Source organism: Macellibacteroides sp. (assembly GCF_050251695.1).
GTDB classification, from domain to species: domain Bacteria; phylum Bacteroidota; class Bacteroidia; order Bacteroidales; family Tannerellaceae; genus Macellibacteroides; species Macellibacteroides fermentans.
The window spans coordinates 1-14,082 of record NZ_JBFWMI010000029.1; the positions used below are offsets into that span (position 1 = coordinate 1).

The following is a 14,082-nucleotide window of genomic DNA, read 5'->3' on the forward strand; positions in this document are numbered from 1 at the left end:
AATCACATAATCTCCAGAAATGTGGTATAAACAAACATCAGGCTTGGCAATGGGCTAATACCCGTAAAGGATACTGGCACATAGCCAACAGCTGGGTGCTGCATCGGGCAATTACAGATGAGAGTCTAGACCGAGCAGGTTATCCACAAATAATGAGATTATATCGCCGTCTGCATCGTAATTAAAGAACCGCCGTATGCCGAACGGCATGTACGGTGGTGGGAGAGGTCGGAAAACAAAAGTAGGAAGAAAACTACTTTTGTTTTCCTCCTACTCGATTGGGTTATGGTACCCAGAGCCGGGATCGAACCGGCATGGAAGTGAATCCACTGGTGTTTGAGACCAGCGCGTCTACCAATTCCGCCATCTGGGCATTTGATTTGTTTTCAAATGCGTGGCAAAGGTATGGATTTTTTCTAAATGCGCAAACGTTTGATTACTTTTTTTTAAATATAATTCAAAGGCAGATTAAATCACAGATTATTTATTTAGCTTTGTATCTGTTTGAATACATTAAATCAACCTAAATCATGAAAGATAATTATTGTGTCATCATGGGTGGCGGGATTGGAAGTCGTTTCTGGCCATTTAGCAGAGAAAGCTATCCGAAACAGTTTCTGGATTTCTTTGGAACCGGACGTTCGTTGTTACAAATGACTTTCGATCGGTTTGCCAAGATCATCCCTGTGGAGAACATCTTTATTGTTACCAATGAACAATATGCAACCCTAATACACGAACAGCTGCCGGAATTGTCTGTCAGCCAGATTTTGCTTGAACCTGCCCGCAGAAATACGGCTCCCTGTATTGCCTACGCAGCTTACCATATACGTGCCTGTAATCCAAATGCCAACATAGTTGTGGCTCCATCGGATCATTTAATTCTGAAGGAAGATGTCTTCCTGAAGGATGTTTCCAAAGGATTGGAATTTGTAAAACAGAACCGGGCACTGGTTACCATGGGTATCAAGCCCAGCAGACCTGAAACGGGGTATGGATATATCCAGAGCAGCGGGGTGATGGCCGACGATTTTACAAAGGTGAAGACTTTTACAGAAAAGCCTAACCTGGACCTTGCCAAGGTCTTTTATGAAAGTGGTGAGTTCTATTGGAACTCGGGGTTGTTTTTATGGAATGTAAATACCATTCTGGAGGCTTTTGAAAAATACCTGCCGGATATCGCCACCCGCTTTGATATGGGTAAAGACAAGTTCAACACCGATGAGGAGGTCGATTTCATTAAAGAGAACTTTGCTTATTGTCTCAATATCTCCATCGATTACGGAATTATGGAGAAAGCCGATAACGTGTTTATGCTATGTGTGGATTTCGGTTGGGCCGACTTAGGCACCTGGGGTTCTTTATTTGATATTGCCCGTAAAGATGACCAGAATAATGCTTCATTGAAGAGCCGGGCTCTGTTATACGAAAGCTCTGGAAATGTGGTGGCTTTGGATGATCCGGGCAAATTGGCTGTAATACAGGGCCTGCATGATTACATTGTGGCCGAAGCCGATAATGTATTGCTGATTTGCAAAAAAGAAGACGAACAGCGTATCAAACAGTTTGTAGCCGACGCTCAGATGAAGTTCGGTAAAGAATACAACTAAGAAACATTGTTTTATTGAATAGAATCGTGAATCTTCGAGGTTACCCGGGTAACTTTGGAGATTCACGATTTTCATATGAATTCCTGTACTTTATATACAAATTCCATCCATACCCAATAACGGATGGCTTTGCCCAGAAACATGGAAATGGCAACAATCCATACGTTACCCCGTAAAAAGCCCAAGGCAACTGCAATAAAATCGCCGATGCCAGGCAAAAATACGAAGAAAGCCATAACGGAACCTTTCCCTTTTATCCAGTTCTGTACCTTTTCGAGCTTTTTTATATCCAGTTTAAGGTACTTTTCAATCCATTCCACTTTTCCCAGCATACCCAGATAGTAACAGCTCATTCCTCCCAGAAAGTTTCCCAACGTGGCCGCTACCATACATTGCCAGTAGTCGGCTCCCGCAAATAAAACTCCTGTAAGCACCACTTCCGAGCTGAAGGGAAGTACGGTTGCTGCAAGAAACGAGGCGATAAAGACGCCGATGTATCCCCATTCTATAAGTTCTGCCATAGCTGGATGCTTATAAGGGTAAAATAAAACAGGATGGAGCCATAAAAGATCCAGTTAACCACCTTGCCTTTGTTAACCGTAAAATAATGAGAGACGAGTATGGCCGAAGGCACACAGGCCATTCCCATAAATTCTTCCGACGTGTGGTCGTACAGAAAGAAAAGGAAAGCCGACCATACCGACAGGGCGATCAAAAACGAAAGAAACTGCCTGGTACGGAGATTATCGTCGTATTCGTGGGTAAGGATATTAAAGGATGCGATGGCAGTGAGCAATGCAGCATAGCCTATTCCGGTCCACTCGATCCATCCGGCATTTTTCACCAGCGAGAACTTTATATCCAGCAGTTCTCCGAATGGTTCTACAAATGGGGTAACATTCTGCTGCCAGACACTCCATCCCAATAAAAACCAATATACGGAAATCACACCAATAAAGGATGAAAGGATTGTTTTGCCGCTGATGGAGCGCAACTGGTACATACCCCACCAAAACAGCGGAAGGTACCAGAGTATCTGGATCCACAACAGGCTTCCGATACCGAGTACAAAGGCGATGTTGAAAGCTTTTGACTTTGATTCGGGGTTATGATACGAGGTGAATAATTCGTAGATAGCCAAAATCAGGCAGAATACAGCCAATGAGTTCGACTTTAACGGAAAGAAGCCCAGATTGGTGCTTACATACAACAGATAAAACAAAAAAGGCAGGAGCGTTTTCTCGCGGATGAGTCCCAGGGCGTAATTGGCCCGGTGCAATAAAAACGCTCCGCCAATAGTAAGGATAAATCCGATAAGGTAGGCAGATTCTTTACTTGTAAGGCTTTGGCAGACTACTTTCCACAGGGGAGTGTCGCTGCTGTTGATAGTGAGCGGAAACCCTACGGCAAAATAATAACCTACAGCCCAACAAAGAATACAGGCCAGTAAAGTGCTTGTAAACAGTACCGGTCCGCATATATTATTGCGTCTTCTTATCGTATCTCTTCTCATATTTATAAATCGAATCCGATATCGCTACGGAAGTATTTTTTATCGAACGAGATTTTATTGGCCACATCGAACGATTGTGCCAGAGCTTCAGCTTTTGTTTCGCCGTAAGAGCTAACAGCAATTACACGTCCGCCGTTGGTTACTATTTGTCCGTTTTCTTCTTTTGTACCGGCATGAAATACAATACTGCCTGCAGTTTTATCAAGTCCGCTTATCACTTTTCCTTTTTCGTAGTCTCCGGGATAGCCTCCGGATACCAACATAACGGTTACAGCGGAGCGCGGATCTTGCTCAAGCACACGGTCTTGCAGATTCCCCTGACCAACACCTTCCAGCAGGTCTACCAGGTCCGACTTGATACGCAACATCACAACCTCGGTTTCGGGGTCGCCCATTCTGCAATTGTACTCGATAACCATCGGTTCGCCATTCACTTTAATCAGACCGATGAAGATGAAGCCTTTATATTCGATACCTTCGGATTTAAGTCCCTGTACAGTAGGAATGATAATGCGTTCTTCCACCTTTTTTATGAATACTTCATCGGCAAAAGGTACCGGAGAAACAGCTCCCATACCTCCGGTATTCAAGCCCGTATCTCCCTCTCCGATGCGTTTGTAATCTTTTGCTTCGGGAAGGATCTTATATGAATTGCCGTCGCTCAGCACAAATACAGAACACTCAATTCCGGATAGGAACTCTTCTATTACCACGGTCTTACTTGCGTCGCCAAACATTCCGTCAAGCATCTCTTTCAGCTCGTTTTTGGCTGCTGCCAGGTCGGATATAATCAACACACCTTTTCCGGCTGCAAGTCCGTCGGCTTTCAACACATAAGGAGCCTGCAACGATTCAAGAAAGGCGTAACCTTCTTCCAGGTTGCCGGCAGAAATACTTTTATATTTTGCGGTAGGAATGTTATGGCGCATCATGAAGGCTTTGGCAAAGTCTTTGCTACCTTCCAGCTGGGCACCTTCCTTACTGGGGCCGATAACCGGGATGGATGCCAGTTGCGGATCGTTCTTGAAGAAGTCGTAGATTCCCTTTACCAACGGATCTTCCGGACCAACCACCACCATGGTGACCTGATTGGCCAATACAAATTCCCTGATTGCGGGAAAATCGGTTGCAGACATCGGTACGTTGATGCCCACAGTGGATGTTCCGGCATTTCCGGGAGCTATAAATAATTTGTCCACTTTCGGACTCTGACTTATTTTCCAGGCCAGTGCATGTTCACGACCTCCTGAGCCAACGAGTAGTATATTCATTTTTCTATGTATTTATTCGGTTTATTATTTCAGATAATCCATAAAATAGCGGGTGATCTTTTCCGACAGATGCGGACGATCCTTTCCAATCACATTGTGTTCGTGTCCGGGATAGACGAAATAGTCCGGATAGGTTCCCTCATTCACGCAAGCTTTCAGGAAGGTAAGGCTGTGCTGCCATACAACCACCGGATCAATATCTCCGTGAATAAGCAAGAGATGCCCTTTCAGGTTGCCTGCCTTCAGCTTCAGGTTGGCATTTTTGTAGCCTTCCGGGTTCTCTTTGGGTGTGTCCATATAGCGTTCGCCGTACATTATTTCGTAATATTGCCAGTCAATCACCGGACCACCTGCAACACCTACCTTGAATATGTCGGGATAGCTCAGCATCAGGTTGGTGGTCATAAACCCGCCGTAACTCCATCCATGTACACCAAGTTTGTCGCCATCTACGTAAGGAAGCGATTTTAGGAACTCAACTCCTTTAATCTGATCGGCCATTTCATTTACACCCAGGTTACGGTGAATCACCTGTTCGAATGCTGCACCACGGTTGGCAGAACCTCTGCTGTCTACCGTAAATACAACAAATCCCATTTGAGCCATGTATATGTCCCATCCCCGTGCGTCGGCCATCCAGGTGTTATTCACCAGCTGGGCATGCGGACCTCCATATACATAAACTACAGCGGGGTATTTTTTTGTTTCGTCCATTCCCACCGGTTTTACAAGTCGGTAGTACAGATCGGTCGTGCCGTCGGCAGCTTTGATGGTGCCGGTTACAATTTCCGGAAATGCGTAATCTTTGTAAGGATTGGATGCTTTCAGCAATTCGAGCGATTGACCCGAGGCAACAGTAGTAACCTGTATGGTGCGGGGGTTATGCTGACTTGAAAACTGATCTATAAAGGCCTCACCGCCGGGTGCCAGTTTAATCTGGTGTGTTCCCTCCTGGTTTGTATGTTTCTTTATGACTCCAGATGCCAGGTTGACGCTATACAGATGACGTTCCATCGGGCTTACCTCGGTAGACATATAGAACAGATTCTTTCCCGCGGTATCAAAGCCTACAACATCCGTCACAATCCAATTGCCTTTGGTAAGCTGTTTTACCAATTTACCGTTGATGTCATACAAATACAGGTGGTTGTAACCATCCCGAATACTTTGCCAGATAAAACGACCGGAATTTTGAGGTAAAAACAAGACGGGATTCTGTGGTTCCACATAGGCGGAGTCTTCTTCCGTAAAAAGAATGACTTCGCGTTTTCCGGTGTTGGCATCGTAACGAACCAGGTTGCACACATTCTGTTCGCGGTTTACCTCTGCAAGGTAGATGCTTTGTCCGTCGGGGCTCCAGGCAAGGTTGGTCAGATACTTGTCCTTTGGTGTACCAGTCTGTAGAAATACCGTTTTACCGGTGGATGGATTGTAAACACCAACAGTAACCTCGTGGCTTTTCATTCCGGCCATGGGATACTTAATAGGATTTGCTACAGCCGTGCGGGCCGTAACATCCACGATGGGATAGTCTGTAACCATTCGCTCGTCCATTCTGTAAAAGGCCAGTTTGTTTCCGTTGGGCGACCAGAAGGTACCTTTGCTGATTCCAAATTCGTTTCGGTGCACAGACTGACCGTTTACAATCCCTTTGTCCTGGTCGGCAGTTACTTCCACTACTTTCTCATCGGGACTAACTACCCAGAGGTTATTATCTTCGGTAAATGCCAGCCATTTATTATCGGCAGTCCAGTCACAATTTTTCCAGTTTTCATCCACTTTACGGAATGAAACTACCTTACCCGCTTTCCAATCGTACTGAACCCGTACCTGTTTAGATTCGAAAACCAGTTCCGTCTTGTCATGATCCGTCACGGTAAAAGCCGGTAAGCCGGAAACCGTTTTAAGTCCGGCAGCCACAAGAGCTTCATTTAACGATGCGCGTGTAAACAATACTGTTTCTTTACTCTTTTTACCCGGTTTGCCACCCAATACACTATCACCTTTAGCATACAGATAAGTAGTTCCGCTCCATTGCAGTTGTTTTAAAGTGCGTGGCGAAAATTTGCTGTATGTCTTCCCCCCGGGAATCAGATCATCCAGTGTAAATTGTTTATTCTGGCCATGTATTCCCATAGGCAACGTAAAACATACAATGTAAAAGAGGATGGAAGCCATCCTCCTTTTGTATTGATTATAAATCATCATCTCCTTTTATCTTTTTAATAGGCAGGTCACTAAAGCTTCGTTTGTCGATGCGACTATCCCGAAAGTCCTTTCCTTCTTTTTTATCTTTAAACGGCTTACCCTTGTCTTTGAAGTTTTTCCCGCCAAAGCGGTCGTCATCTTTATATTTCATCTTAGCCGGACGATCATCAAACTTCTTTTTACCGGGTCCGCCTGGCGAGAAACTAGACTTTCCCGGACCGCCAGGCGAGAAACTTGATTTTACAGGACGTTCAAAAGGCTTGTCGTTCGACCGTTTTGCATCCTCCCTGCCAAATTGTTTGCGTGCAGGTTTTCCGTCGTTGCGATCTTCTCCGAAGAAACGTTTTCCCGGAGCAAAAGCTGCTTTTTCCTCTTCCGTTTCGCTATGTGCGGCGGCAAATCTTCTGTCCGGACGGTCCATCCGGTCTGTTTTGAAGTTTTTCCGCTCCGGACGTTCATTGTACTCCTTGCGTGGAGCTCTTTCACCACCGGATGAATTTTCGTTTCTTGCGGGTCGGTCACTGCTAAACGAACGGGCCGGTCTTTCGGCAGAAGCTTCTGTGCTTTCACCTCCTTCGGCCAAGGCCTTCTTATAGTCCTTGTTTTTTCCTTCAAATATATCGTAGCAACGGAATTCACAATCCAGCGAACCGTTTATTACCTTCATTTTATCACTGGGGCGTAATCCTATCTTTTCAAAACATTCGTCCTTGTAGCTCAATATCCAAACCTTATAGCCGGTAAAGACATGTTTCATGCGCTCGCCGATCATCGCGTAAAGGCCCATTAAGTCGCGAGAAGAGATACGCTCTCCGTAAGGAGGGTTGGTAACCATGATCCCTGGTCTGGGTGGTTCCTGGTATTGCTGTAAAGGAAGCACCTGCAGGTCAATGTACTTGGAGAGGCCGGCACTACGAACGTTTGTTCTGGCAATTTCAATGGCGTCCGGACTGATATCCGATCCGTAGCACTTGAATGTGAATTCTTTTTCGTTGGATTCGTCGTTATAAATCCGGTCGAACAACTCCTGATCAAAGTCGACCCACTTTTCGAAGGCGAAGTTTTTACGATGAATACCGGGAGCAATATTCAGGGCGATCATAGCTGCTTCTATAAGCAACGTTCCGGAACCACACATCGGATCTACGAAGTTGGATTCCCCTTTCCAGCCCGTCTTCATGATCAACCCGGCAGCCAGAACCTCATTCAGAGGGGCTTCCGTCTGATCAACCCGGTATCCGCGTTTGTGCAGACTCTCGCCCGAACTGTCGATAGAAAGCGTACAGTCGTTATGAGAAATATGAATGTTAATGTATAAATCGGGATTACTTACGCGTACAGACGGACGTTTTTCGTATTTCTCCATGAAATAATCAACAATCGCATCTTTAGTACGATAAGCAACAAACTTGGAATGGTTAAAGTCTTCAGAATAAATTACCGAGTCAATGGCAAACGTTTTATCTAAAGAAAGGTATTTTTCCCATTCTATCTTTTTCACCTCTTTGTAAACTGTGTCGGCATCTTTGGCTTTGAAGTGATAGATGGGTTTCAGGATGCGGAGTGCGGTACGGCAATAGAAATTAGCCTTGTAAAGCAACTCCATGTTGCCTTCGAAGGAAACCATCCGGCGACCGATCTGCACCTCATTGGCTCCCAGCGAAATTAACTCACCGGCTAATACTTCCTCTAAACCATAGAGGGTTTTAGCCACCATTTCAAACGTCTCGTTATTCATTTGTTTTTAATATATTATCTTAATGCATTGTTTTGTGTGATAACCATTCCCGCAGGTACGTCCTGGGCAATCCAAACGTTTCCGCAAATGGTAGCTCCTTTTCCAACGCGGATGCGTCCGATAAGAGTAGAATTGGAATAAACCGTAACATCGTCTTCCAGGATGGGGTGTCGTGCCACACCACGTATGGTTTGTCCGTTTTCGTCGGGAGGTAATTTTTCGCCGGCAAGACTGACTCCCTGGAATATCCTTACCGAATTTCCGATCACGCTGGTTTCTCCTATTACGGTTCCGGTTCCATGGTCGATGGAAAAGGAATGACCGATGGTGGCCCCCGGGTGGATGTCTATACCTGTTTCGCTATGCGCCATTTCGGTAATCATTCGCGGAATAAAGGGAACACCCAGACTGTATAGCCGGTGTGCGATACGGTAACCAACGATGGCTCTGAATCCCGGATAGCAGAATATTACCTCACCAACATTCTGTGCCGCCGGATCTCCGTTAAAAGTAGCTTCGGCGTCTGTAGCAAGTATCTCCCTGATTTCGGGAAGAGTTTTTATAAATGCTTCTGATAATCTCTTTGCCTGCTCGCTTATTTTTTCTTCAGGACATGCCGTGCAGGAGCTGTCGGCAAAGCAAAGGCCTGCATAAATCTGCCCGGACAACCGTTCGTGAAGCATTTCTATGTTCACTCCCGTCTGAAATCGAATAGTCTGTTTGCTTATCCGGGCATTTCCATAATAGCCCGGAAAAAGAATGGATCTGCAAAGATCCACGATCTCTTTCAATACTTCGCCGGAAGGGAGGGCTTCCTCATCGCGATACGCATGAAACAGTTGTTTATACGATGCCTCGTCCGAAAGTTGTTCAACTGTGTCAGCCAGTATTGTACTATGCTTCTGCAAGCCCATGAGATAAAGTATTCATAATTTGGTGCAAAAATAGTAATAAAGATTGAAATACCGACAATTACGTGGCCTACTTCTTATGCGGTTCGCCGAATACTTTGCATGTAAGGGTGTCTAAAGCCACTTTCCATATCTTTACGTTTTTAACGGCCGGATCCGAATAGGTGAACTCTTTTTGAGTATATTGGTGCATGATGATGTCCAGCGCCTCTTTCTTTTTGTCGAAATCTTCTTCAAAAATCACGGTTCCCCATCCGATAACGCTTTTAGACCGCATCCGGTAGCTGCATGCAACCTGTGGGTGCTGAAATACAAGGGCGTGGTCGGTGCTGAAGGTGATGCATATTTGGGGGTTTCTGGAAAGTATGTCGATACTTCTTCCCTCTTGTGCGGAGTGCAGGTAGACTGTACCTTCTTTATATCCGAAATTCATGGGAATTACATAAGGGGTGAGGTCCGTATCTGCCAATCCCACAAAACATACCGTACATTTGGCAATTATTTGTTCTATTTCCTCTTTTTCAGTGATAATAAGTGTTTTCATAAAGATTTTGTCTTACTTTTATGCATACAAACATACGGTTTTTTTTGCGGTAACAAAAGTATGGCTTTTATTGTTTCGAATCTCCCGCGCTGATTGGCGAAATATTTCTTTAATCGTTTGCGTGATATGGGGATTTAGCATACCTTTGCCAGACTTTTTGTACGTGACACGAACGTAATTTTTAAATATAATTAAATAACTTAAATTATTATCTTATGTGGTTACTTAATTCTTCTATCGGAAGAAAGCTGATTATGAGTATCTCAGGGCTTTTTCTGATCGTATTTTTAACAGTACACATGGTGATGAACTTAGTGGCGGTATTCTCGCTGGATGGTTATGATGCCGTATGTCATTTCATGGGTACCAATCCAGTCATTCAGTTAATGGTTCCTGTGTTAGCAGCAGGTTTCATTGTTCACATCATCTATGCGGGCATGTTAACCTTGCAGAATCAGAAAGCCAGAGGCAACGACAAGTATGCATCGGCCAGCAAAACACAAGTAAGCTGGGCTTCAAAGAACATGTTCGTTTTAGGCGCAATTGTTCTTGGTGTATTGGTTTTCCACCTTACTCACTTTTGGGCAAAGATGCAATTGCTGGAGTGGAAAGGCGAAGAGTCGATGTTGGGATCAGAATTGATTGTCACTGTGTTCAAAAATCCGGTTGTAGTTGCAGTTTATCTGGCTTGGATCTTGGCTGTATGGCTTCACCTTACTCATGGTTTCTGGAGTGCATTCCAGACACTGGGAATTAACAACAAGAAATGGTACAGCCGTCTGAAAATGATCGGTATCATCTACGCTACTATCCTTGCCGTTGGTTTCGCTGTTGTAGCTGTATACTTCTACTTTGCTCCTTTCGGTGCTTGCTGTGCAGCTTAATATCATGAATGTCTGACAACTTAAAAGAATAAGAATTATGACTAAAATAGATTCAAAAATCCCTCAGGGGCCGTTGGCTGAGAAGTGGAGTAATTATAAAAATCACCAGAAGCTGGTGAATCCCGCTAACAAACGTCGTCTGGATATCATTGTAGTTGGTACAGGTCTTGCCGGAGCCTCGGCTGCTGCCTCTCTGGGTGAGCTGGGTTTCAATGTGTTGAATTTCTGTATTCAGGATTCTCCACGTCGTGCACACTCTATCGCTGCACAAGGTGGTATCAATGCGGCAAAGAACTATCAAAACGACGGCGACTCGGTTTACCGTTTGTTCTACGATACAATCAAAGGTGGCGACTACCGTGCACGCGAGGCTAACGTATATCGTCTGGCAGAAGTGTCTAACTCCATCATCGACCAATGTGTGGCTCAGGGTGTACCTTTCGCTCGCGAATATGGTGGTTTGCTGGATAACCGCTCATTTGGTGGTGCTCAGGTATCACGTACATTCTACGCACGTGGTCAGACCGGACAGCAGTTGCTTCTTGGTGCCTACTCTGCATTGAGCCGTCAGGTTGGCAAGGGTGCTGTTAAATTGTATACCCGCTACGAAATGCTTGACCTGGTTAAGGTTGACGGTCGTGCACGCGGTATCATCGCCCGTAACCTGGTTACAGGTAAAACAGAACGCTTCTCTGCACACGCAGTTGTTGTAGCTACCGGTGGTTATGGGAATACATTCTTCCTTTCTACCAATGCGATGACATCAAATGGTTCTGCTGCTGTTCAGTGCTATAGAAAAGGTGCTTATTTTGCCAACCCATGTATGGCTCAGATCCACCCTACCTGTATCCCTGTTCACGGTGAATTCCAGTCAAAACTGACCTTGATGTCCGAATCTTTACGTAACGACGGACGTATCTGGGTTCCTAAAAATATTAAAGATGCGGAAGCAATCCGTGCCGGCAAGCTTAGGCCAACCGACATTAAGGAAGAAGACCGCGACTACTATCTGGAAAGACGCTACCCGGCTTTCGGTAACCTGGTTCCCCGCGACGTAGCTTCGCGTGCAGCTAAAGAACGTTGCGATGCCGGTTACGGTGTTGGTACAACCGGATTAGCCGTATACCTTGATTTTGCCGATGCTATCCAACGCCTGGGTAAAAAAGTGGTGGAAGCTAAATATGGTAACCTCTTCCAGATGTACGAAAAGATTGTTGACGATGATCCATATGTAACTCCTATGATGATCTATCCGGCTATCCACTATACAATGGGTGGTCTTTGGGTTGATTACGAATTGATGACATCAGTTCCCGGATTGTTCGCCATTGGTGAAGCAAACTTCTCCGATCACGGAGCAAACCGTTTGGGAGCTTCTGCATTGATGCAAGGTTTGGCCGATGGTTATTTCGTTTTGCCTTATACCATCCAGAACTACCTGGCAGATCAGATTCGTGTTCCTCGTTTCAGTACAGATTTACCTGAATTTGTGGAAGCAGAAAAAGAAATCCAGGCTCGCATCAACAAGTTGATGAACATCAAAGGTCAGCATTCTGTAGACAGCTTGCATAAGAAATTAGGTCACATCATGTGGGATTTCGTTGGTATGGGACGTGATGCCGAAGGATTGAAGGCTGCTATCCAGAAGTTGAGCGATCTGAAGAAAGAATTCTGGAGCAATGTTCGCATTCCCGGATCAGGAAATGATTTGAACGTTGAACTTGAAAAGGCACTTCGTTTGGCCGACTTTATTGAAATCGGCGAATTGATGGCTCACGATGCTCTTGACAGAGAAGAATCTTGTGGTGGACACTTCCGTCTTGAACACCAGACTGAAGAAGGAGAAGCCTTACGTCACGATGATAAATTCGCCTATGTATCTTGCTGGCAGTATCAGGGAGAAGATAAAGCTCCTGTGATGTTGAAAGAAGAGCTAGACTACGAATTTATTGTTCGTCAGCAACGTAATTACAAGAGCTAAGGAGTAAGTAGTCGTAAAATTAAAGTAAAGATTAAAATCATGGATAAAAATATTGATATCACACTGAAAGTTTGGCGTCAGAAAGGTCCGAAAGAAAAGGGCTTTTTCGAAACGTATCCGCTTAAAGGAATTTCCCAGGGAAGTTCTTTCCTTGAAATGCTGGATATCCTGAACGAGCAATTAATCAACGAGGGAAAAGATCCTGTAGTTTTTGACCACGACTGTCGTGAAGGTATTTGTGGTATGTGCTCTTTGTACATCAACGGACACCCTCACGGACCAGACAGCGCAGTTACTACTTGCCAGCTTCACATGCGTCGTTTCAATGACGGCGACACGATTACAATCGAGCCATGGCGTTCGGCCGGTTTCCCGGTTATCCGCGACTTGATGGTGGATCGTACCGCATTCGATAAGATCATGCAGTCGGGAGGTTTCGTTTCTGTAAACACAGGTGGTATACCTGATGCCAATGCAATACCCATTCCTCAGTACAAGGCAGAAGAAGCTATGGATGCTGCTGCTTGTATCGGTTGTGGTGCTTGTGTTGCAGCCTGCAAAAACGGATCGGCTATGTTGTTTGTTTCGGCTAAGGTTAGTCAGCTTGCTCTGCTTCCTCAGGGACAGATTGAAGGTGCACGCCGTGCAAAAGCAATGGTTGCCAAAATGGACGAGCTGGGCTTTGGTAACTGTACAAACACCCGTGCCTGCGAAGTTGAATGTCCGAAGAGTATTTCGGTAAGCAACATTGCACGCTTGAATCGTGAATTCCTTGTAGCCAAGCTAAGAGACTAAGAGTTCTCTCAACTTACAATATGAAAAAGGATGCTCAAAAGGCATCCTTTTTTTTGTTTTGACTCCAGGTATAGGCGTGCTTTCTCTCTGAGAAGGCCTCTGCCTGTTCAGGCAGTTGCGAGAGGTTGTAATTTGAAAGCGACAGATCTGATAAAATATCAAATGTATGTTATTGGTTGATTTAATATTTCAATATGAAATATTAAATCCTTTTGCTATATACTTATGTAAATTAAAACTGCCAAAATGTTGACAATATGAAAAATGTTTGTTATGTTTGCAATAGGTTTTTTCATAATAGTATTAAATTAAAGGTTAACAAAGATTGGTTAGGGGATGTCGGGATGACATCCCCTGATTTTTTATACAAACTCCCCTTTACTCCTATGAAAGGTAATTATATGTTATTTAACATGTTTTAGACAAAAAAGACTTGACAAACCCGAATAGTGCCTGTATCTTTGCATCGTGGTTTTTTCATAATAGTATTAGATTTAAGGTTAACAAAGTTTGGTTAGGGGATGTCGGGATGACATCCTTTAATTGTTTATAGACCTTTCTATCTCTCAATGAGCTTCCATTGGATTTATCTTTCCTTTTTTTATAAAAAATCGTACATTTGTGCTG

Annotated in this window: 11 protein-coding genes, 1 tRNA gene and 1 pseudogene; 5 read left to right on the forward strand and 8 right to left on the reverse strand. The window is 44.5% G+C overall.

Features of this window, described 5'->3' with window-relative positions:
* Positions 1-185, forward strand: a pseudogene (locus AB7E53_RS06255) (group II intron reverse transcriptase/maturase); the annotation flags it as partial.
* Positions 186-286: 101 nt separating this feature from the next.
* Here AB7E53_RS06255 and AB7E53_RS06260 read toward each other — a convergent pair.
* Positions 287-373 (reverse strand) — tRNA-Leu (locus AB7E53_RS06260).
* 157 nt (positions 374-530) lie between these two features.
* Between AB7E53_RS06260 and AB7E53_RS06265 the strand changes: the two genes are divergently transcribed.
* Positions 531-1,610: a mannose-1-phosphate guanylyltransferase gene (locus tag AB7E53_RS06265; RefSeq protein WP_079684044.1), complete on the forward strand. Its 1,080-nt coding sequence runs from the start codon at positions 531-533 to the stop codon at positions 1,608-1,610.
* Positions 1,611-1,681: 71 nt separating this feature from the next.
* Here the strand turns inward: AB7E53_RS06265 and AB7E53_RS06270 are convergent, their stop codons facing one another.
* The 7 genes from AB7E53_RS06270 to AB7E53_RS06300 all read right to left on the reverse strand — a co-directional run bounded on the left by AB7E53_RS06270 (position 1,682) and on the right by AB7E53_RS06300 (position 9,795).
* A complete protein-coding gene (locus tag AB7E53_RS06270; protein WP_068186601.1) occupies positions 1,682-2,131 on the reverse strand; it encodes a YqaA family protein in 450 nt (149 codons plus the stop codon).
* Positions 2,116-3,123 carry a hypothetical protein gene (locus AB7E53_RS06275; protein ID WP_068186599.1) on the reverse strand — a complete coding sequence of 336 codons (1,008 nt, stop codon included), beginning with the start codon at positions 3,121-3,123 and terminating at the stop codon, positions 2,116-2,118. Before AB7E53_RS06275 ends, AB7E53_RS06270 begins: the two co-directional genes overlap by 16 nt.
* A 2-nt stretch (positions 3,124-3,125) precedes the next feature.
* Positions 3,126-4,394 (reverse strand): phosphoribosylamine--glycine ligase, encoded by a 1,269-nt coding sequence (purD, locus tag AB7E53_RS06280; protein WP_446774752.1) that lies wholly within the window; start codon positions 4,392-4,394, stop codon positions 3,126-3,128.
* A 24-nt stretch (positions 4,395-4,418) separates the two neighbouring features.
* Positions 4,419-6,572, reverse strand: a complete 2,154-nt coding sequence (locus AB7E53_RS06285) for a S9 family peptidase (RefSeq protein ID WP_446774774.1) — start codon at positions 6,570-6,572, stop codon at positions 4,419-4,421.
* A gap of 16 nt (positions 6,573-6,588) precedes the next feature.
* On the reverse strand, positions 6,589-8,340 hold the full coding sequence (locus AB7E53_RS06290; RefSeq protein ID WP_446774754.1) for a THUMP domain-containing class I SAM-dependent RNA methyltransferase: 1,752 nt from the start codon (positions 8,338-8,340) through the stop codon (positions 6,589-6,591).
* A gap of 14 nt (positions 8,341-8,354) precedes the next feature.
* A complete protein-coding gene (locus AB7E53_RS06295; RefSeq protein ID WP_079684039.1) occupies positions 8,355-9,254 on the reverse strand; it encodes a serine O-acetyltransferase in 900 nt (299 codons plus the stop codon).
* A gap of 67 nt (positions 9,255-9,321) precedes the next feature.
* Positions 9,322-9,795, reverse strand: coding sequence for a pyridoxamine 5'-phosphate oxidase family protein (locus AB7E53_RS06300; RefSeq protein WP_421468388.1), 474 nt, complete (start codon positions 9,793-9,795; stop codon positions 9,322-9,324).
* A gap of 215 nt (positions 9,796-10,010) precedes the next feature.
* Between AB7E53_RS06300 and AB7E53_RS06305 the strand changes: the two genes are divergently transcribed.
* Genes AB7E53_RS06305 through AB7E53_RS06315 form a run of 3 tightly spaced genes read left to right on the forward strand, consistent with a single transcriptional unit; the run spans position 10,011 to position 13,455 of the window.
* Positions 10,011-10,679 carry a succinate dehydrogenase cytochrome b subunit gene (locus AB7E53_RS06305; RefSeq protein WP_179399947.1) on the forward strand — a complete coding sequence of 223 codons (669 nt, stop codon included), beginning with the start codon at positions 10,011-10,013 and terminating at the stop codon, positions 10,677-10,679.
* Positions 10,680-10,716: 37 nt separating this feature from the next.
* Positions 10,717-12,660: a fumarate reductase/succinate dehydrogenase flavoprotein subunit gene (locus tag AB7E53_RS06310; RefSeq protein ID WP_446774756.1), complete on the forward strand. Its 1,944-nt coding sequence runs from the start codon at positions 10,717-10,719 to the stop codon at positions 12,658-12,660.
* 39 nt (positions 12,661-12,699) lie between these two features.
* Entirely contained in the window at positions 12,700-13,455 is a 756-nt protein-coding gene (locus tag AB7E53_RS06315; protein WP_068186586.1) for a succinate dehydrogenase/fumarate reductase iron-sulfur subunit, read from the forward strand.
* The last annotated feature ends 627 nt before the right edge of the window (positions 13,456-14,082 follow it).